This is a genomic window from Stenotrophomonas sp. STK16_22 (genome assembly GCF_051984505.1).
GTDB classification, from domain to species: domain Bacteria; phylum Pseudomonadota; class Gammaproteobacteria; order Xanthomonadales; family Xanthomonadaceae; genus Stenotrophomonas; species Stenotrophomonas maltophilia_A.
On the sequence record NZ_CP196972.1, the window covers coordinates 1,020,368 to 1,039,538 of the forward strand.

Consider the following 19,171-nt stretch of genomic DNA (forward strand, 5'->3'; position numbering starts at 1 on the left):
GGCCACGCTCGACTCCGCCCTTGTGTAGAGTCGAGCCATGCTCGACTGAACGTGCGTTACGCACGAGGAGGCCGCCGCAAGGCGGCTTCCGTGCATCTGAATCCCCGAACTGGCCGCCATGACCCACGCACCGCTGATCCACCCGCTGCCGCACCCGATCGATCTGCTGGCTCTGCAGCAGCACGACCCGGCACGCTTCCCGCTGCTGATGGAATCCACCGCCTCGGGCACCGCCCAGGGCCGCTGGAGCCTGCTGCTGGCGGCGCAGGGCGATAGCCTGCGGCTGGATGCCGATGGCCAGGTGCGCGACCAGCATGATGCGGTGCAGGCCGGCAGCTTCCTGCAGGTGCTGGACCGCGCCTGGCAGCACGAACGCCTGCCGCATGACGGCAGCCACAGCCTGCCGTTCCGCGGTGGTTGGGCGTTGATGCTGGACTACGAAGTGGCCAGCCAGATAGAACCGGTGCTGCCGGCGCGTGCGCGCGAGGACGGCCGCCCGACCGCACTGGCACTGCGCTGCCCGGCCGCGGTGCTGCACGACCATCACAACGAGGCCAGCTTCGTCATCGCCGAAGCCGGCGAGCAGGCGTTGCTGGATGCGCTGGTGGCACTGACCTCGGCCACGCTGCCCGAAGCCGGGCAGGGCTGGCAGCCGCCACAGTCGGTGGGCGAGGATGCACCGCAGCGCTTCACCGATGGCGTGCGCCGGGTGATCGAGTACCTGCGTGCCGGCGATGTGTTCCAGGTGAACCTGTCGCGGCGCTGGAGCGCGCAGTTTGCCGCACCGGTCAGCCCGCAGGCGCTGTACGCGCAGCTGCGCCGTGCCAACCCGGCACCGTTCGCCGGCCTGTTCAGCGCGCACGGCCGCCATGTGGTCAGTTCCTCGCCGGAGCGGCTGGTGTCGGTGCATGCCGGCCACGCGCAGACCCGGCCGATTGCCGGTACGCGTCCGCGCTTCGAGGGGGACGATGATGCTGCGCGCATCCAGGAACTGGTCGGTCACCCGAAGGAGCGTGCCGAGCACGTGATGCTGATCGACCTGGAGCGCAACGACCTGGGCCGCATCTGCCTGCCTGGTACCGTGGTGGTCGATGAGCTGATGACCGTGGAGAGCTACGCGCACGTGCATCACATCGTCAGCAACGTCAGCGGCCATCTGCGCCCGGAGGTCACCCCCGGCGAGGTGATCGCCGCCACGTTCCCGGGTGGCACCATCACCGGCTGCCCGAAGGTGCGCTGCATGCAGATCATCAGCGAGCTGGAGCAGGTGCCGCGTGGTGCCTACACCGGCGCGTTCGGCTGGCTGAACCGCGATGGCGACCTGGACCTGAACATCCTGATCCGCACCGCCGAAGTGGATGGCCACGAGGTGAGCTTCCGCACCGGCGCCGGCATCGTGGTTGACTCGGACCCGGACAAGGAACTGGACGAGACCCGCGCCAAGGCCCGCGGCCTGCTGCGCGCGCTCGGCCAGCAGGGGTAGGCGTATTCCGGTAGTGCCGGCCGCTGGCCGGCAACCTCATGCACCCATGATCCGCGCGATTGCCGGCCAGCGGCCGGCACTACCGGTACCGATGGGTGCCATTGTTCGGGTGGGTGCCGACCGTCGGTCGGCACAGGCGCATGCCCCCGGTCATGACCCCAATCCACCGGCACGGTATCCTGCACGACGGAATCGAGTTCAGAGGTAGTCCATGGCGGGAGCCAAGCGCGGGTGTCTGTTCGTGGTAACGCTGGTGGTGGTGCTGGCCGCCGTCGTGGCCGGCGCGGGCGCATGGTTCTTCTACCAGCAGACCCGGTTCGCCGACGCCCCGATCACCCCGTCCGCCGAGAGCGTGGTCATCGCCAGCGGCGATGGCATGAACAGCGTGCTGCGCAAGCTGCGCGACGCCGGCGTGGACGAGGGCCAGGACGCGCAGTGGCAGCTGCTGGCGCGCCAGCTCGATGCGGCCGGCAAGCTGAAGGTGGGTGAGTACGCGCTCAGCAGCGACCTGACCCCGCGTGATCTGCTGCTGCGCATGCGCGCCGGCAAGGTGCTGCAGCACCGCGTCACGATCATTGAAGGCTGGAACATCCGCCAGTTGCGTGCCGCGCTCAAGCGCGCCGAGCCGCTGCTGCACACCACCGACAACCTCGATGACGCCGCGTTGATGCAGCGCCTCGGCTTCGGTGGCCAGCATCCGGAAGGCCGCTTCCTGCCGGAGACCTACGTCTACCAGCGTGGCGACAGCGATCTGGATGTGCTCAAGCGTGCTCACGCTGCAATGCAGGACGCACTGGATGAAGCCTGGGAAAGCCGTGCGCCGGACCTGCCGATCAACACGCCCTACGAGCTGCTGACGATGGCCTCGATCATCGAGAAGGAAACCGCGCTGGCCAGCGAGCGCCCGCAGATTGCCGGCGTGTTCATGCGCCGCCTGAAGATCGGCATGCGCCTGCAGACCGACCCGACCGTGATCTACGGCATCGGTGCTGCGTATGACGGCAACATCCGCCGCCGCGACCTGACCACCGATACGCCCTACAACACCTACACCCGCGCCGGCCTGACCCCGACCCCGATCGCCATGCCCAGCCGCGATGCGCTGATGGCGGCCGCGCAACCTGCAGCGGGCGACGCGCTGTACTTCGTCGCCGTCGGCGATGGCAGTGGCGCGCACGTGTTCTCGCCCAGCCTGGACCAGCACAACGCCGCAGTGGCCCGCTACCTGCAGCAGCTGCGCCAGCAACGTACCAAGGAGACCCCGGCGCAATGAGTCCCGCGCTGCTTCGCCACCCGCGTTTCGTCAGCCTGGAAGGCGGCGAGGGCGCAGGCAAGACCACCGCCATCAATGCCATCCGTGACTGCCTGCGCAGCCACGGCCACGAGGTGGTGCTGACCCGCGAGCCGGGCGGTACGCCGCTGGCCGAGCGCATCCGTGGCCTGGTGCTGAAACCCGATGCCGAGATCGCCGCCGAGCCGCTCAGCGCCGAAGCCGAGCTGCTGCTGGTGTTCGCTGCACGCGCGCAGCATGTGCGCCAGGTGATCCATCCGGCACTGCAGCGCGGCGCCTATGTGCTGAGTGATCGCTTCACCGATTCCAGCTATGCCTACCAGGGCGGTGGCCGCGGCCTCGATCCGCAGTGGATTGCCGATCTGGAACGACGCGCGGTGGGCCTGCTGCCGGGCCTGACCCTGCTGCTGGACGTGGACGTGGCAGTAGGCCGCGCGCGCGCCAATGGCCGCGACCTGTGGCCAGACCGCATCGAGAGCGAACAGGATGATTTCTTCCAGCGCGTGCGCGAAGTGTTCCGCAGCCGCGCGCAGCAGGACCCGCAGCGCTTCGCGCTGATCGACGCCGGCCAGGTGCAGGCGCGTGTAGCGGCTGATGTGGTCGCGCAGGTCGAGCGCTGGCTGCAGGACGGGGAGGGCGCATGAGCACATTCTCGCCGTGGCAGCAGCGCGCCTTCGATCAGACCGTGGCAGCGCTCGATGCCGACCGCCTTGGTCATGGCCTGCTGATCTGCGGCCCGGCCGGGCTGGGCAAACGCGAGGTGGCACTGGCGCTGGCCGACCACGTGCTGGCGCGCGGCGATGCCGCGCATGCCATGCGCACGCGCCAGCTGATCGCCGCCGGCACCCATCCTGACCTGCAGCTGGTCAGCTTCATTCCGAACAAGAGCGGCGACAAGCTGCGCACCGAGATCGTCATCGAGCAGGTGCGCGAGATCACCGACAAGCTGGCGCTGACCCCGCAGTACGGCGTGGCGCAGGTGGTGATCGTCGACCCGGCCGATGCGATCAACCGCTCGGCGGCCAACGCGCTGCTGAAGACGCTGGAAGAGCCGCAGCCCGGCCGCTACCTGTGGTTGATCAGCAGCGACCCGGCGCGCCTGCCGCAGACCATCCGCAGCCGTTGCCAGCGTCTGGAATTCAAGTTGCCGCCGCAGCACGAAGCGCTGGCCTGGCTGCAGCAGCAGGGCCACAGCGAAGCGGCCGCGCGCGAAGCGCTGGACGCGGCGCGCGGCCACCCCGGCCAGGCCGACAACTGGCTGCGCGAAGATGGCCTGAGCCTGCGCCGCGAAGTGGGCCGCGAGCTGGAACAGCTGGCCGCCGGCAAGACCGGCGCGGTGGAGCTGGCGCAGAAGTGGTGCGGTGATGACAACGCGGCGCTGCGCCTGCGCTTCGCTGCCGACCTGGCGCTGGCCCAGGCCAGCACCGATGCCTTGACCACGCCGGAGCGATTGCACAAGCTTGCAGCCTGGTTCGATGCGGCCAACCGCACCCGCGACCTGCTGCGCACCACGGTGCGTGCAGACCTTGCCGTCGTCGAGTTGCTGCTGGCCTGGAACAAGGTGAACGAGCGGCCTGCCGCAAGGGGAAATCGATGAGTGCCAGCAACGCCCGCCAGGGCATCCTGTCCCTGGCCGTGAAGGACAAAGCCGCGCTGTACAGCGCGTATATGCCATTCGTGAAGAACGGCGGCATCTTCGTGCCCACGCCCAAGCGCTACTTCCTGGGCGACGAGGTGTTCCTGCTGCTGACCCTGCCCGATTCCAGCGAGCGCCTGCCGGTGGCCGGCAAGGTGATCTGGGTGACCCCGGCCGGCGCGCAGGGTAACCGCACCGCCGGCATCGGCGTGCAGCTGGCCGACGGTGCCGAAGGCGAGGGCGTGCGCCACAAGATCGAGACCCTGCTGGCCGGCCTGACCAGTTCGGACAAGCCGACGCATACGATGTAACGGCGCGCGGATTGCCGCCCTCGATAGCGCCGGGCATGCTCGGTTGCATGCCCCGAAACGCCTGTGAACACGAATGTGAAAAACTGTTGACGGCCTCTGAAAAGCCCCTATAATGAGCGGCTCAGCAACACACCGGGCGGTTAGCTCAGCGGTAGAGCATTGCCTTCACACGGCAAGGGTCACAGGTTCGATCCCTGTACCGCCCACCATGTTGCAGAACGAAAGAAGCCTCCAGCAATGGGGGCTTTTTTGTTGCCTGTGATTCCGTAGTGCCCGCCGAAGCGATCACCGTTTCAGCCGAGGTCCTCCAGCAGCTCGCGCGCGATCATCGCGGTTGCATCCAGCAGGTCGTGACCGCTGCCGGCCCGCACCACCACCGCCAGCAGGCTACGGCCCACATCGGCATTGCCGCCGCTCAGTTCCATCTCGCCTTCAAAGCACAGATCGGCCAACCATTCATGGGCCTGCTGCAGTCCGCGCTTGCGGACGCGGCGGAATTCCGCGAGCAGCTTCGCCTGGCCGGCCTCCTGCTCACCATCGGCAAGCAGGCCGATGGCACCGCCGTGCGCCGCGCGCCAGATGGCCGGTAGCGGGCGACCGTTCGCGTCCACCACGTCCACCGAGAACTGCGCGCAGTACATTTCGTAGCGCTTGCCCGCTGTGCTGCAGGACACGATGCCGGCCTCGGCCAGCAGGCGTTCGGCTTCATCCAGTTTGCTGAACTTCAAGCGCAGCAGTGCAGGACGGCTCAGGTGTTGTGCCAGCGCCTGCTGGTTGGCGGTGAACCAGACGTTCCAGCCCACGCTTGCGCGGCCTTCCAGTGCGGCCTTGAAGTACTCCAGGTGTTCGGCGTCCATTGCGGTCTCCTGCGCTCCCTGCTCGATTGTAGCGGGCGCATATCCGGGCCGGTCAGGCGTCGTCGCCGGAGAGGCAATGATGTGCCTCGCGTACCAGCTGTCGCGCGGCCACGATCAGCCCGTCGGTGTGGAAGGCGCCCAACTGTTCGTCCGGGTCGCCTTCGTTACGCACGTGGGCGGGCCCGTGCCACGAATGGAAGCAGAGGGTTCCATTCCTGCGCTGTCCCACCGCCCCGGGCAGGCGTAGTCTCAGCCCGTTGCCGTGCCCATCCACTCTGGAGTGCCACCATGCCGCTCGCCCGTATCGATCTTCGCAAAGGTAAATCCGCCGACTACCTGCAACGCGTCGGCGAAACCATCTACCAGGCCATGCGCGCGGTGGGCGTGCCGGAGAACGATCGCTTCCAGATCTTCCAGCAACACGAGCCGGGCACGTTGATCTACGACCCCGGTTACCTGGGCGTGGACCGCACCGACGATTTCATCTGCATCCAGATCACCTGGAACGAGGGACGCACGCTGGAGCAGAAAAAAGCGTTGTACCTGGGCATTGCCGATGGCCTGCATGCGGCGGTGGGTATCCGCCGAGAGGATGTGTTCATCAACCTGGTGGAAGTGAAGCGGGAAAACTGGTCGTTCGGTAATGGTGTGGCCCAGTACGTGAGTTGATGCGCGAAAAGCATCCACGCATGGCGTGGATCTACTGAATGGAGGGCGTGCGCGGGGGAGGGCAGCCCTGCGTCACCGTGTCGCAGGGGGCAAACCCTGAACCTGGTCCAAGGTTGGTCAGGGCCCCGTAGAATGGCGGCGTGCGCCGTTCTGCTCTCCACCGCCGGTTCCAGGCCCTGGCATGGCTTGCCATGCTGCTGGTGCTGCTCGCCCCGCTGGTGAGCCGCTGGCTGGCGCACGGTCACGTGGCTGCTGCAGCACCGGTGGCCGCCATGGACCACGCGATGCACGCAGAGCATGCGCAGCACGCGATGGAAGGCCATCATGACCACCACGCGATGGCGATGCCGCACGGCGAGGCCGCAAAGAAGCCACCTGCCGATCCACACGCCGATCATGAGATGGGTGTGGACTGCGATTACTGCCTGATCGCTGCACGGCTGATCACCCTGCTGGTGGCGGCAGTGCTGCTGTTGGCGCCGATGGCACCGGTGTGCCGCGCACTGCGCGGTGCGGTGCAGACGTTGCCGCAACGGATCAGCGGCACATTGGGAGCGCGTGGGCCGCCAGCCATGATGGCCGCCTGAGCCGCACGCGCGTTGCATTGAGCATTTTTCCATGAGGTTGCCGGCCACGGCCGGTGCCCGCACGCGCGTGTTTGTCCCTTTCTGATTGCTGCCCTGCCATTGCGGGGTGGCCTTGCATGCCGTGAACAAATGAAAACGAACCCCAACTCCGCGCACCTGCGCCGGGCGACGCTGCCTGTCCTGTGCGCGTTGCTCATGCACGCCGCGCCCCTGCTTGCCGCCGATGCGGCACCACCGACCACGCTGGATACCGTGCGGGTGGTCGATACCCGCAGCGGTGAGCTGTCGTCCACCGCCAACGCCGGTTCCGCGCTGGGCCTGAGCGTGCTGCAGACACCGGCCAGCCTGACGGTGATTTCGCGCGAACAACTGGAACAGCGTGGCGACAGCAACCTCAACGATGCGATCAGCCGGGCAGGTGCGATCAGTGCGATGCCGCACCCCGGCAACGGCCTGAGCGCGCTGTCCAGCCGCGGCTTCACCGATGGCGCTTCGGTGATGCGCCTGTACGACGGGCTGCGCCAGTACGGCGGCGTGGGCATCACCTTCCCGTTCGATACCTGGTCGATCGAGCGCATCGAAGTGCTGCGTGGGCCGGCGTCGGTCATCCATGGCGACGGTGCGATCGGCGGCGTGATCAACATCGTGCCGAAGAAGCCCACGCGTGGTGCGATCGAGAACGAGATCAGCGTAACCGTGGGCAGCGAGGACACCGCGCGCCTGGGCTTCGGCAGCGGTGGCGCGCTGACGCCCGAGCTGGCCTACCGGCTGGACGTGAGTGGCAACTACAGCGGTGGTTGGGTCGATCGTGGGCGCAACAGTGACGCGACATTCTCCGGCGCGTTGCTGTGGCAGCCGCGCGCGGACCTGCAGCTGACCCTCACCCATGCGCAGGGCTACCAGCAACCGATGCGCTACTTCGGCACGCCGCTGGTCGAGGGCCGCCAGCTGGAGGCGTTGCGCCACCGCAACTACAACGTGGACGACAGCCAGATCCGCTATCGCGACCGCTGGACCCAGCTTGATGCGCTGTGGACACCGAACGCGAACGTGGAATGGCGCACGCGCCTCTACCAGATCGACAGCCAGCGCGATTGGCGCAATGCCGAGGCCTATGTCTACAACCGCGCTACCGGCTTGATCGATCGATCTGGCAATACCGAGATCACCCACAACCAGGACCAGACCGGACTGACCTCGACGCTGCGCGTGCAGGGAACGGCGGGTGGCCTGCAGAACAACTTCGCGGTGGGCCTGGACGCCAACCGCGCGCACTTCAAGCACACCAACAACACCTATGCCGGCAGCTCGGGCCCGGTCGATCCGTTCGATCCGGTGCCGGGCCAGTTCGCCAGCGACGCGCCGAACCTGCCGCGCTACCGCAATCGTGCCGAGCAGTACGCGCTGTTCGCGGAAGACCGGTTGGCGCTGAGCGAGCGCTGGTCGGTGCTGGGTGGGCTGCGCCACGACCGCGCGCGCATCGACCGTACCGATCTGATCAGCGGCCAGAATGCGTTCTCGAAGACCTACAGTAGCACCGGCTGGCGTGCAGGCACGGTATTCGCGCTGCAGCCGACGCTGAGCCTGTATGCGCAGTACTCGCAGGCGGCGGACCCGGTCAGTGGCCTGCTGATGATCAGCCCGGCCAACGGTGCCTTCGACCTGGCCAAGGGGCGGCAGATCGAGGTGGGCCTGAAGCAGGCCTTCGATGGCGGCGAGTGGACGCTGGCGGCGTATCGCATCCGCAAGACCGGGCTGCTCAGCCGCGATCCGCTGGTGCCGGACCGCCGCGTGCAGGTGGGCGCGCAGACCTCGCGTGGTATCGAGGCGTCGTTGAACTGGAACGTCGCGCCGCACTGGACGTTGGATGCCAACGCCACGGTGCTGAAGGCCGAGTTCGAGGACTTCCTGGAGACCACAGGTTCGCCGCCGATGCTGGTCTCGCGCGATGGCAACGTGCCGCCGAACGTGGCCGAACGCCTGGCCGATGTGTGGTTGAGCTGGCAGTTCGCACCGGACTGGAGCGCGGCGGGTGGCGTTCGCTATGTCGGCAAGCGCTACGCAGACAATGCCAACACGCTGGAGTTGCCCAGCTACAGCACCACTGATCTGGCGCTGACCTGGCAGGCAGCACCGCGCACGCGATTGTCAGCGCTCCTGTTCAACGTATTCGACAAGGCGTACTACGCCACCGCGTACTACACCAGCACGCAGTGGCTGCTGGGCGCGGATCGTCGCGTCGAGTTCACCGTCGACCATCGCTTCTGAGGACACGCACCATGTCGCTGCGATCCACTGCCAAGCGCTGGACCTACCTGGTGCACCGTTGGCTCGGCATCGGCGGATGCCTGCTGATGCTGTTGTGGTTCGTCAGCGGCATGGTGATGTTGTGCATTGGCTACCCGAAGCTGACGCCCGGTGAACGTCTGGCGGCATTGCCGGTGCTGCCGGAGGCCCGCGATCTGCGCGGGCTGTCGGTGCTGCCTGCAGCCGTGCAGGCCGAGCCGGAGGCCGTGGCGCTGACCACGCTGCGTGGCGAGCCTGCGTATGTGGTGCGCACGGGAAGCAACGTGGGGGCGTGGTCAGCCGTCACCGGCCAGGCCCTGCTGCCAGTGTCGGCACAGCGCGCCGAAGCGTCAGCGGCACAGTTTGCTGGCGGCCCGGCCTTTGTCGGTGCAATGCGCGTGGAAGAGGACCGTTGGACGCATTCGCGCGCGCTGGACGCGCACCGGCCGCTGTACCGGGTGGAGGTGGGGGGCGCACAGCCCGGTGACCTGTATGTGTCCTCGCGCACCGGTGAAGTGGTGCTGGACGCACCGCATGTGCAGCAGCGCTGGAACTATGTGGGGGCCTGGCTGCACTGGCTGTATTTCCTGCGCATGCAGTCGGTGGATCCGGTCTGGACGTGGGTGGTGATCGTGCTGTCCGCGCTGTGCACGGTGGCGGCGGTCAGCGGCATCGTGGTGGGTGTGTGGCGCTGGCGTTTCCGCGGGCGCTACCGCTCCGGTGCGAAGACGCCGTACGTCGAACCGTGGATGCGCTGGCACCATCTGATCGGACTGATGGCTGCGGCCTTCGTGTTCACCTGGATCTTCAGCGGGCTGATGTCGATGAATCCATTGGGGGTCTTCAGCAGCACGCGCGAGGCGATCGATGTTGAACGCTATCGTGGCAGCGCGGTAACGGTGGATGGCGCGTTGGGTGAGCCGGCGAAGCTTCTGGCGGTGGCCGATGCTGAGCGCTTCCAACCAGTCGAGATCCAGTGGCGCCGCATCGGAGGCGAGCTGTTCGCAGTGCTGCTGGACGGGCGGGGCGAGACCCGCATCGTGTCCAGCGGCAATGGGCACTTGCAGGTTGCGCGGTTGCTGCCGGCCGCGTGGCTGCAGCAGAAGGTGCGTGCGCTGTCCGCTGCGCCGATGCAGGTCTTCGTGGTGCAGCAGGCCGCGGATGCCTACTTCTATCCGCGTGCGCCCGAGGCCATGAATGGTGCAGCGGTACGCCGCTTCCCGGTGGCAGTGGTGGACTTCGGCGATGCCGAGGCGACGCGCGTCTATCTCGATCTGGCCACGGGTGATCCGTTGCTGACGATGGGGCATCGCGAGCGCGTGGGGCGCTGGCTGTTCTACTTCCTGCACAGCTGGGACCTGCCGGCGATGCTGCGCCAGGAAGGTGCCCGGCTGGCGGTGTTGCTGCTGCTGAGCGCTGCTGGCACCGCGCTGTGTGCCACGGCGACGGTGATCGGCTATCGGCGATTGCGGATGAAGCTGCGGCACAGGCGGCGCTGAGGCCCTGGGCTACATCCGCAGCCAACGTGTGGACACGGCCACCAGCAACAAGGCCGTGGCCACGCCGATGAACGCAGCGATCAGGCCGAAGTGGTTGGCAGCAAAACCGATCAGTGCTGGGCCAGCAAGGATGCCGGCAAAGCCCAGCGTGGAAACGGCGGTGATTGCCAGTGCGCCGGGCATGCGGGTCTGGTGGCCGGCCAGCGAGAACAGTGCCGGTGCGATGTTGGCGCAACCGAGGCCGACCAGCACATAGCCCACCAGCGACGCCTGCCACGGGGTGACCAGGGTCAGCACCAGCACTCCCGCGGCGGCGAGCAGCGCACCGAACACGATCGCGCGCTCACGGCCTACGCGTGCCACCAGTGCGTCGCCGAACAGGCGCGCCACGGTCATGGTCAGGGTGAAGGTTACATAGCCGATACCGGCGAGGCTGGCATCGACGCGACGCACATCGCTGAGGAAGACCGCGCTCCAGTCCAGCATCGCGCCTTCAACGAGGAAGGCGACGAACGCCAGCACGCCGATGAACAGCACGATGCCGTGCGGCAGGGCCAACATCGGTGTGTCGTGCGGCATGCGTTCGCTGTGCCAGTACGCCGCCGACAGCAGCATCACCAGCAGCATGGCGCCAACGCCGATCAGCACCGATGCCAGTGGCGGCAGCTGTGCGGACAACAGCACGGTCATGGTGGCCGCGCCAAGGAAGCCGCCGATGCTGAAGAAGGCATGGAAGCCGGACATCATCACCCGCCGCGCTTCGCGCTCGACGATGACGGCCTGCACGTTCATCGTGCAGTCCATCGCGCCCACGGCGGCGCCGAACACGAACAGCACCAGCCCCAGTGACCAGGCCGAACCGGCCAGCGCCAGGCCGGGCACGGTCAGGCAGATCAGCAGGCTGCTGGCCACCATCACCCGCCGGCAGCCCAGGCGTGCGGCCAGTACACCGGACAGCGGCATGGCCAGCAGCGAACCGGCACCGAGGCAGAGCAGCACCAGGCCCAGCGTAGCGTCGTTGATGTCGGTGCGCGCTTTGGCGAATGGCACCAGGGTGGCCCACAGCGCAGTGGCGAAGCCGGGAATGAAGAACGCAGCGCGGGTCGCGTGCTGTTCGGCACGCGCGCGGTTGGCAAGGGACATGAGCGGTACGGTCAGGGCGGAGTGGGGTGTACCGCGATGCCTGCGGCGCGGAAGCGCGCCGCCAATGCGGGGGGCGCGGTGGTGGTCAGCACCAGGTCGTCGATCTCGTCGAGGCTGGCGATCTGCCAGTTACCGCGGGCACCGAGCTTTTCAGTGGTGGCGGCGACGATGACGCGGCTGCTGCAGGCCACCATCGCGCGTTTCAGCGTGGCTTCTTCCGAATCCATTGCCCACACGCCGGTGTCGCCGTCCACCGCGCAGGGGCCGGGCAGGTATACGTCGGCGCGCAGGCGCTGCACCTGCGCCAACGCTTCAGCGCCGACCGCACCGCCACCGCTGGCCAGGCGACCGCCGATCAGCTGCACCGAGGTGCCTTCAAGCATGCTGGCGGCGGTGGCGATCTGCGGGGCATTGGTGATCACCGTCAGGCCGAGAGCGGTCGGTAGCTGCTGGGCGATCGCCAGGTTGGTCGACCCGGCGTCGAGCAGTACGACCTGGCCGGGCTGCAGCAGCGCGCAGACGCGGGCGGCCAGCTCGGCCTTGTCGCCGCGGTCGCGGGTCAGGCGCTCGCGCAGCGGCCGTTCCTTTGGCGGCGGCAGCACGGCGCCTCCGTAGACACGCTGGCACAGGCCTTGGGCGGCCAGCTCGCGCAGATCGCGGCGGATCGAATCTTCGGAGACGGCATAGCGGCGCGCCAGTTCGGCGGCGACCACGCGGCCCTGCTGGCGTAGTTCCTCGAGGATCTGCAGGGTGCGCTGGGCGGGGAGGGGGCTGGGATCGGAGCTCATGACGCAAGTCTGCACGTTCGTGCATTAACGTGCAACAACGTGCATTGGGCGGGCGTGGCCACAGATCGGCTGGACTGTCGGTGAACCCAACCGCGCCAGCGTCTATGGATCGCCCTCACGGCCCGGCATCATGGCGGGGCACCTGGCATGGAATCCACGATGTCCCCCACCGTTCACCGCAAGCTGCGCATCGGCGCGGACCAGTACACCGGCCAGAAAGTGGTCGACCAGCAGTTCTACGAATGCGATTTCTCCGGCGCGGACCTGACCGCCACCGAGTTCATCAACTGCAGCTTCTACGACGCTGAAAACCGCGCCGGTTGCCGCTTCAACGGCGCCACATTGAAGGAAGCCAGCTTCCGTAGTTGCGACATCAGCATGTGCCACTTCAGTTTCATCAAGGCGCTGGGCCTGGAGATCAGCGAGTGCCGTGCGCAGGGCGCGGATTTCAGCAACGCCAGCTTCATGAACCAGATCACCACGCGCAGCTGGTTCTGCAGCGCGTTCATCAAGAAGTCGAACCTGCGCTATGCCAATTTCTCGCGGGTGACATTGGAAAAGTGCGAACTGTGGGAGAACCGCTGGGATGGCGCGAACGTGAGCGGTGCCAGTTTCGCCGGTTCGGATCTGTCCGGTGGCCAGTTCGAGGGGATCGACTGGAACAGTGCCAACTTCACAGACTGCAACCTGACCAACTCCGAGCTGGGCGAGCTGGACCTGCGCAGCACCAACCTGCGTGGCGCCACGCTGGATGTGCAGCAGGTGGCGCTGTTGATGCAGCGTATCGGCATCACGGTGGTGCCGTAGGCATCACCCGGTGTACGCCACCCAGCCCTTGAAGCTGAAGCCGGCGTAGAACAGCTCCACACCGTCGAAGCCGGCCTCCTGCAGCAGTGCGACCTCCTGCTCGGGTGCCAGCAGCGGCAACCGTTCGGTAATGGCGTCGATCGCGCGCTGCGCATCGGCGTGGGCAACCCCCGAGGCTTCGGCGAACGCTGCGTAGCGCTGTAACCAGCGCAGCTTGCCGGCCGGGTCCTGCGGCACGCTGTGGTGCGCCACCACCAGTGGCGCGCCGGGTTGCAGGCGCCGGTGCAGTTCGCGCAGCGTGTGCAGGCGCTGCGCGGCATCGAGGAAGTGCAGGGTCAGCAGGCAGCTGGCGCCGTCGAAGCGCGCATCCGGTGCATCGTCGATATAGCCTTCCAGCAGCTGCACGCGCGACATCAGCGGACCCAGTGTCTGCTCGGCCAGGGCCAGCATCGGCGCGGCCGGGTCGACCCCCAGCAGCTGCCAGCCCGGCTGCGCCTCGGCGAAGGCCTTCAGTTCCAACCCGCCACCGGCACCCAGCACCAGCACGCGGCCCTGCGCAGGGACACGTTCGGCCAGCAGCAGCCGGCTCATCTGCTGCAGGGCGAGGAAGCCGGGCACCTGGCGCAGCGGCGCTTCGGCATAGCGGGCCACCGCCTGCGGATCGGAGAACGTGGACATGCGCGGATTCCTGCAGCGGGGGACATACCACTGTAGCGCGGCGCGCAAGAGGCATTGCGCGCCGCTGCCGCACGGGCAGGACAGGGCTCAGGCCGCTGCGGCCTCAAGCACGTCTTCCATCCGCACCTCGCCGAGGAATCCACCGCCGCTGGTTGCCGGCTGCTGCGCTTCGATGGCGTGGGCGAACTGCACGCCGGCGTCGTCCTGCAGGCGCTCGAACAGCTGCTGCACCCTTGGGAACTCGCGTCGATCGACCACCTGGTGATAGTCGTTCCAGCGCGCGATGCCTGCGAAGTAGGCGTCGGCAAAGCTGCGCTGTTCGCCCAGCAGCCACGGGCCCGTGCCGATCATCTGCTCCAGCGCCTGGTGGGCGTGGCGTACCTTGGTCGTGCCATAGGCGCGCAGCGCCTCGCCTTCATCGCCTTCCGCATGCTCCAGTGCGTGCCAGAGCGGCGCGTAGGCACCGAAGAAACTGGTGTTGAGATAGGCCAGCCGATGGTTGAGGCGATCGAAGCCGGAGGTGCCCTGTGCGAAGCCCAGGCCCTGTGCGATGCCCTTCGCGGCCAGGTGGTTGAGGATGGCCAGGCTCTCGCTGAGCAGCTCGCCCTGTGTGGTTCGCAGGGTCGGGGTTTCGCCCAGTGGATTGAGGCGGCGGTAGTCTTCGCCCTGCACCTGGCCGGGCATCTCGATGCGGCACAGGTGATACGGCTGGCGCAGCCACTCCAGCGCGATGATGGAGCCGAACGAGCAGCCCGAGGGCACGCCGTAGAAGAGGATCGGGGTCATGGCAGGTTTCCGGTTCGAGCCGCGATGCGGCGGGTGAGGAAAGCGTGCCCGCGTGGACATTGCTCCGGAAGCCGTCCGAATGGCATCCTGAAGTCTACATATGTGGACGTTGCGCATGCTCAACCTCAACGATCTGGCCCTGTTCGTGACTGCGGTGGAGCAGGGCGGTTTCGCCGCAGGCGGGCGCCATCTGGGCCTGCCGCGCTCGACCCTGAGCAAGCGCGTGGCGCTGCTGGAAGAACAGCTCCAGGTACGGCTGCTGCAACGCAGTTCGCGCCGCTTCGCATTGACCGAGGTCGGCCAGGAGTTCTTCGAGCGCGCACGCGCAGCGTTGTCTGAGGTCGAGGCCGCCGAGGCCATCGTCCGCGACCGCCAGGCCGAACCCAGCGGCACCGTACGCATCAGCGCTTCGATTCCGGTGGTGCAGGGCGAGCTCGCCGCGTGCCTGCCTGCACTGGCCCGCCGCTATCCACGGCTGCGCATCGAAGTTGAAGTGAGTGATCGTTTCATCGATCTGGCTCAGGAGGGCATCGACATCGCTCTGCGCAGTCACTTCGGTCCGCTGCCGGATTCCGGGTTGGTGCAGCGAATGCTCGGCAGCGAGCGCATCGTGCTGGTGGCGTCCCCTGGCTATCTGGCAGCCGCGCCGGCAGTGGATACGCCCGAGCAGCTACGTGCGCATGCCGGCCTGCTGACCGCGCGTCATGCAACGCGCTGGACGCTGCACGGCCCCGACGCCCGCACCGTGCAGGTGGAGCCGAAGGTGGCGCTGGTCGGCAATGAATCGCAGCTGCTGATCGCGGCGGCCGAAGCGGGTCTTGGCATCACCGTGTTGCCACACAGCCTGTGTGCCGCAGCCCTTGCCGCCGGCCGCCTGCAGCAGGTGCTGCCGGCGTGGCATGCCGGCGAAGTGACCACCAGCGTGCTGCTGCCGCATCGTCGCGGCCAGTTGCCGGGCGTGCGTGTGGTGGTGGATGCGCTGGCCGCGCATTACCAGCTCAACGCAGCGCGCGCGCCAGTACTTGCCAGATCCTCGGGTCCTGGCACTGCGAAACGTTGAAACGTACATAGTCAGCCGCGCGCTGCGACTGGCTGAACGCGTTGCCCGGTGCCAGCACGATGCCCTCGCGCAGGCATTGCCGGGCCAGTGCGGCGGCATCGCGGCCATCGGGCAGCTGGCACCACAGGAACAGCCCGGCCTCCGGCTGCAGCCACGGCGTGATGCCCAGCGTCTGCAGCTTGCGCAGCGTGTGCCGGCGCGCATCGGCCAGGCGCGAACGTACCGACTGCATATGGCGGCGGTAGCCACTGTCGGTCAGCGCGATGTGCATCAACTGCATCGCCAGATGGCCGCCGCCGAAGCTGGTGGCCAGCTTCAGGTCGGTCAACGCTTCGATCCAGTCGTGGCGCGCAGCGATGTAGCCACAGCGCGAAGCCGCCGACAGCGTCTTGGAGAAGCTGCCGACGTGGATCACCCGCGACAGTCCATCGAGCGCGGCCAGCCGCGGCGCAGGCTGCAGTTCGAAGTCGGCGAAGATGTCGTCCTCGACGATGATCAGTTCATTGCGTTCGGCCAGGCCCAGCAGGCGGTGCGCGGTGCTGGCGGAAAGCACCGCGCCCGTCGGGTTGTGCAGGCCCGAGTTGGTGATGTACAGCCGCGGCGTATGCGCCTGAACTGCCTGCGCGAACGCCTCCAGGTCCGGGCCGCTGTGCGTGTACGGCACGCCGATGGCCTGCACCTGGTGCGCCTTCAGCAACGCGTGGTAGTTGAAGTAGCTCGGGTCATCCACCAGCACGCAGTCGCCGGGTTTGAGCAGGAAACGGCAGAGCAGATCGACCGCGTGCGTACCGGATTCGGTCAGCAGGATCTGCTCCATCGGTGCATCAATGCCCAGCGCGGCGCTGCGTCGTTGCAGCAGCTGGCGCAGTGCGGGCAGCCCGAGCGGGCCGGCGTAGTCGACCAGCTGTAGGGCATCGGCACGCGCCAGCCGACGCAGGCCGCGGCGCACGCCATCGTGGTACAGCCAATCGCTGGGCATCCAGCCACAACCCGGCTTGAGGTGGCCCGCGGGCGTTTCCAGCGATTGCCGCGACACCCACAGCGGGTCCACGGCGCGATCCAGCCGGGGTTCCATTTCAGCCAGCGCCAGCGGTGCGGTCGGCCCACTGACGTAGAAGCCGGATCCTGCGCGCGCACTGATCAGGCCTTCGGCGGCCAGGCGCTCGTAGGCCTCGACCACGGTCGAGACCGACACCCCCATCGCCGCCGCCTGCGCACGTACCGAAGGCAGGCGCGAGCCGGGGCCATCCACCCGCGCACCGATGCGGGCGCGGACGGTCTGGATGACCGATTCAATGCGGGTGAGCGAACGTGGCATGGCGGAACCGTAGTGGAAGTGTGGGCAGTACAGTTACTTGTGACTGTACTGGATTGTAGCTGGGGTCGTTCCGCGCTGGATGCTTCCATACAGGTCCAGCCGGGCATCGTCCGGCATCTTCAGGAGTACAGGCGTGGAACGGTCGGCGAGTGGTTGGATCAATGGCTTCATCGGTGTAGTGATCTTCGCGGGCTCCCTGCCGGCCACCCGCTTGGCGGTGCTGCAGCTTGACGCCGGATTCGTCACTGCTGCACGCGCGACCATTGCCGCTGTGCTCGGCCTTGGCCTGCTCCTTCTGCTGCGCCAGCCGTGGCCGCGGCGCAATGACCTGCCAGGCCTGGCGGTGGTCAGTCTGGGGGTGGTGGTCGGCTTTCCGCTGTTGACCGCGCTCGCGCTGCGGCATGCGTCATCGGCACACACCATCGTGTTCCTCGGCCTGCTGCCACTGAGCACTGCGGTGTTCGGCGTGCTGCGCGGCGGCGATCGACCGCGCCCGGCGTTCTGGTTGTTCTCGCTGCTGGGCAGTGCCTGCGTGGTCGGCTATGCGGTGCGCAACGGCATCGAGGCCTCGCTGCAGGCTGACCTGCTGATGCTGGCGGCGATCGTGGTGTGTGGGCTCGGCTATGCCGAAGGTGGTCGACTTGCCCGCCACCTTGGCGGTTGGCAGGTGATCAGCTGGGCGCTGCTGCTGGCGTTGCCGGTGATGCTGCCGCTGACAGTGCTGATGCGCCCGGCCTCGTTCACCGCGGTCGGTGCGTCGGCGTGGTGGGCGCTGGGCTACGTGGCGGTGTTCAGCATGCTGATCGGCTTCCTGTTCTGGTACCGCGGGCTGGCGCAGGGCGGCATTGCGGCCGTCGGCCAACTGCAGCTGCTGCAACCGTTCTTTGGCCTGGCCCTGGCCGCGCTGCTGCTGCACGAATCGGTCAGCCTCAGCATGGTGCTGGTGACCGTGGTCGCGGTGATCTGCGTGGCAGGCGCCCGCCGCTTCAGCTGCTGAGCGAAAAAGGGGACGGAGGGGATTAAGTCGTAATCGGCCCTACTGTGCCTGAAACGACTTAATCCCCTCCGTCCCCTTTTCCGGGTGGCCGCGGAACAGATGCGCAACGGCATAGTCGATGAACACCCGCAGGCGTGCACTGGGATGGCGCCCACCGGGCCATAGCAACGAGAACTGCCCCTGGTGCGTGGGCAGTGCTGGCAGTACCCGCTGCAGGCGGCCATCGGCCAGCGCGTCGGCTGCGAGGAAGTCAGGCATCCAGGCCAGGCCCATGCAACCGATCGCAGCGGCCAGCACGGCCTCCATGTTGTTGCAGGTCATCGCCGTGGGAAGGCGCGCTCCAGCATCGCCTTCGATGCCCGGCAGCTGCCACGGGTGCAGCTTTCCGGTGGTGGGGTAACGGAAGCGCAGCGCGGTATGCAGGCGCAGCTCGCTCACATTACCGGGCGTGCCATGGGCCTGCAGATAGCCCGGCGCCGCACAGAGGATGAAACGGAAGCCGCCCAGCCGCCGTGCGGTCAGGCTGGAATCGGCCAGTTCACCGCTGCGTATCACCGCGTCGAGGCCTTCGCTGACCACGTCGACGATGCGATCGTTGAAGTCCAGCTCCAGCTGCACCTGCGGGTAGCGCTGCTGGAACCCCGGCAGTACCGGCAACAGGAAGCGGTAGCCGATGGTGGGCAGGCCGATGCGCAGCAGTCCACTCGGGGCGTGCTGTCGCTGCGCCAGATCCGCCTGCGCTTCGGAAAGTTCATCCAGTGCCCGCCGGCAGCGCTGCAGCAGCAGTTCGCCTTCGTCGGTGAGGTGCACGCGGCGGGTGGTGCGCTGGAACAGGCGGGTGCCGAGTTCCTGTTCAAGGCGGGCGATGCGCTTGCCCACGGCCGACGCGGACAGGCCGAGGACGCGAGCGGCGCCGACGATGCTGCCTGCTTCGGCGGTACGGACGAAGGCCAGCAGGGCAGAGATGGAATCCAT

The 19,171-nt window shown here is 67.5% G+C and carries 19 protein-coding genes and 1 tRNA gene; 13 read left to right on the plus strand and 7 right to left on the minus strand.

The features are described 5' to 3' along the window. The first annotated feature begins 118 nt into the window (after window positions 1-118). From ACSYAO_RS04645 to ACSYAO_RS04670, 6 genes are all read left to right on the plus strand, one after another. Window positions 119-1,483 carry an aminodeoxychorismate synthase component I gene (locus ACSYAO_RS04645; protein WP_197655733.1) on the plus strand — a complete coding sequence of 455 codons (1,365 nt, stop codon included), beginning with the start codon at window positions 119-121 and terminating at the stop codon, window positions 1,481-1,483. 211 nt (window positions 1,484-1,694) lie between these two features. After that, window positions 1,695-2,756, plus strand: coding sequence for an endolytic transglycosylase MltG (gene mltG, locus ACSYAO_RS04650; protein ID WP_049400647.1), 1,062 nt, complete (start codon window positions 1,695-1,697; stop codon window positions 2,754-2,756). Then, window positions 2,753-3,418: a dTMP kinase gene (gene tmk / locus ACSYAO_RS04655; protein WP_197655865.1), complete on the plus strand. Its 666-nt coding sequence runs from the start codon at window positions 2,753-2,755 to the stop codon at window positions 3,416-3,418. The genes mltG and tmk overlap by 4 nt, the downstream gene beginning before the upstream one ends. Beyond that, window positions 3,415-4,371 carry a DNA polymerase III subunit delta' gene (locus ACSYAO_RS04660; RefSeq protein ID WP_197655864.1) on the plus strand — a complete coding sequence of 319 codons (957 nt, stop codon included), beginning with the start codon at window positions 3,415-3,417 and terminating at the stop codon, window positions 4,369-4,371. Before tmk ends, ACSYAO_RS04660 begins: the two co-directional genes overlap by 4 nt. Then, window positions 4,368-4,721 carry a PilZ domain-containing protein gene (locus tag ACSYAO_RS04665; RefSeq protein WP_004146965.1) on the plus strand — a complete coding sequence of 118 codons (354 nt, stop codon included), beginning with the start codon at window positions 4,368-4,370 and terminating at the stop codon, window positions 4,719-4,721. The genes ACSYAO_RS04660 and ACSYAO_RS04665 overlap by 4 nt, the downstream gene beginning before the upstream one ends. A gap of 134 nt (window positions 4,722-4,855) precedes the next feature. Continuing rightward, a tRNA-Val gene (locus ACSYAO_RS04670) sits at window positions 4,856-4,930 on the plus strand. Between the two features lie 84 nt (window positions 4,931-5,014). Here ACSYAO_RS04670 and ACSYAO_RS04675 read toward each other — a convergent pair. Then, on the minus strand, window positions 5,015-5,578 hold the full coding sequence (locus tag ACSYAO_RS04675) for a hypothetical protein (protein ID WP_149908904.1): 564 nt from the start codon (window positions 5,576-5,578) through the stop codon (window positions 5,015-5,017). 288 nt (window positions 5,579-5,866) lie between these two features. On the opposite strand from ACSYAO_RS04675, the gene ACSYAO_RS04680 reads away from it, so the two are divergent. The 4 genes from ACSYAO_RS04680 to ACSYAO_RS04695 all read left to right on the plus strand — a co-directional run bounded on the left by ACSYAO_RS04680 (window position 5,867) and on the right by ACSYAO_RS04695 (window position 10,619). After that, window positions 5,867-6,247 carry a tautomerase family protein gene (locus tag ACSYAO_RS04680; RefSeq protein WP_049463481.1) on the plus strand — a complete coding sequence of 127 codons (381 nt, stop codon included), beginning with the start codon at window positions 5,867-5,869 and terminating at the stop codon, window positions 6,245-6,247. 191 nt (window positions 6,248-6,438) lie between these two features. Continuing rightward, window positions 6,439-6,834 (plus strand): DUF2946 family protein, encoded by a 396-nt coding sequence (locus ACSYAO_RS04685; protein WP_149908928.1) that lies wholly within the window; start codon window positions 6,439-6,441, stop codon window positions 6,832-6,834. Window positions 6,835-6,963: 129 nt separating this feature from the next. Beyond that, a complete protein-coding gene (locus ACSYAO_RS04690) occupies window positions 6,964-9,102 on the plus strand; it encodes a TonB-dependent receptor (protein ID WP_197655854.1) in 2,139 nt (712 codons plus the stop codon). An 11-nt stretch (window positions 9,103-9,113) separates the two neighbouring features. Further along, window positions 9,114-10,619 (plus strand): PepSY domain-containing protein, encoded by a 1,506-nt coding sequence (locus ACSYAO_RS04695; RefSeq protein ID WP_197655853.1) that lies wholly within the window; start codon window positions 9,114-9,116, stop codon window positions 10,617-10,619. Between the two features lie 9 nt (window positions 10,620-10,628). On the opposite strand, the gene ACSYAO_RS04700 is transcribed toward ACSYAO_RS04695, so the two are convergent. After that, the gene (locus ACSYAO_RS04700; RefSeq protein ID WP_149908902.1) at window positions 10,629-11,762 is read right to left on the minus strand and encodes an MFS transporter; all 1,134 of its coding nucleotides are present in this window, start codon (window positions 11,760-11,762) and stop codon (window positions 10,629-10,631) included. An 11-nt stretch (window positions 11,763-11,773) separates the two neighbouring features. Beyond that, a complete protein-coding gene (locus ACSYAO_RS04705; RefSeq protein WP_100437429.1) occupies window positions 11,774-12,550 on the minus strand; it encodes a DeoR/GlpR family DNA-binding transcription regulator in 777 nt (258 codons plus the stop codon). Between the two features lie 159 nt (window positions 12,551-12,709). Here ACSYAO_RS04705 and smqnr point away from each other — a divergent pair, with 159 nt between their 5' ends. Then, window positions 12,710-13,357 (plus strand): SmQnr family pentapeptide repeat protein, encoded by a 648-nt coding sequence (smqnr, locus tag ACSYAO_RS04710; protein WP_032127748.1) that lies wholly within the window; start codon window positions 12,710-12,712, stop codon window positions 13,355-13,357. A gap of 3 nt (window positions 13,358-13,360) precedes the next feature. Here smqnr and ACSYAO_RS04715 read toward each other — a convergent pair whose 3' ends face one another. Together ACSYAO_RS04715 and ACSYAO_RS04720 are read right to left on the minus strand one after the other, a co-directional pair. Continuing rightward, the gene (locus ACSYAO_RS04715) at window positions 13,361-14,035 is read right to left on the minus strand and encodes a class I SAM-dependent methyltransferase (protein ID WP_100437430.1); all 675 of its coding nucleotides are present in this window, start codon (window positions 14,033-14,035) and stop codon (window positions 13,361-13,363) included. An 87-nt stretch (window positions 14,036-14,122) separates the two neighbouring features. Next, window positions 14,123-14,821: a glutathione S-transferase family protein gene (locus tag ACSYAO_RS04720; protein ID WP_100437431.1), complete on the minus strand. Its 699-nt coding sequence runs from the start codon at window positions 14,819-14,821 to the stop codon at window positions 14,123-14,125. Window positions 14,822-14,936: 115 nt separating this feature from the next. On the opposite strand from ACSYAO_RS04720, the gene ACSYAO_RS04725 reads away from it, so the two are divergent. Next, window positions 14,937-15,881 carry a LysR substrate-binding domain-containing protein gene (locus ACSYAO_RS04725; RefSeq protein WP_100437542.1) on the plus strand — a complete coding sequence of 315 codons (945 nt, stop codon included), beginning with the start codon at window positions 14,937-14,939 and terminating at the stop codon, window positions 15,879-15,881. On the opposite strand, the gene ACSYAO_RS04730 is transcribed toward ACSYAO_RS04725, so the two are convergent. Beyond that, window positions 15,820-17,199: an aminotransferase-like domain-containing protein gene (locus ACSYAO_RS04730; protein ID WP_100437432.1), complete on the minus strand. Its 1,380-nt coding sequence runs from the start codon at window positions 17,197-17,199 to the stop codon at window positions 15,820-15,822. The genes ACSYAO_RS04725 and ACSYAO_RS04730 overlap by 62 nt on opposite strands. Before the next feature lie 133 nt (window positions 17,200-17,332). Here ACSYAO_RS04730 and ACSYAO_RS04735 point away from each other — a divergent pair, with 133 nt between their 5' ends. Further along, window positions 17,333-18,196, plus strand: coding sequence for a DMT family transporter (locus ACSYAO_RS04735; protein WP_100437433.1), 864 nt, complete (start codon window positions 17,333-17,335; stop codon window positions 18,194-18,196). Window positions 18,197-18,235: 39 nt separating this feature from the next. Here ACSYAO_RS04735 and ACSYAO_RS04740 read toward each other — a convergent pair whose 3' ends face one another. Next, window positions 18,236-19,171: a LysR substrate-binding domain-containing protein gene (locus tag ACSYAO_RS04740; RefSeq protein ID WP_100437434.1), complete on the minus strand. Its 936-nt coding sequence runs from the start codon at window positions 19,169-19,171 to the stop codon at window positions 18,236-18,238.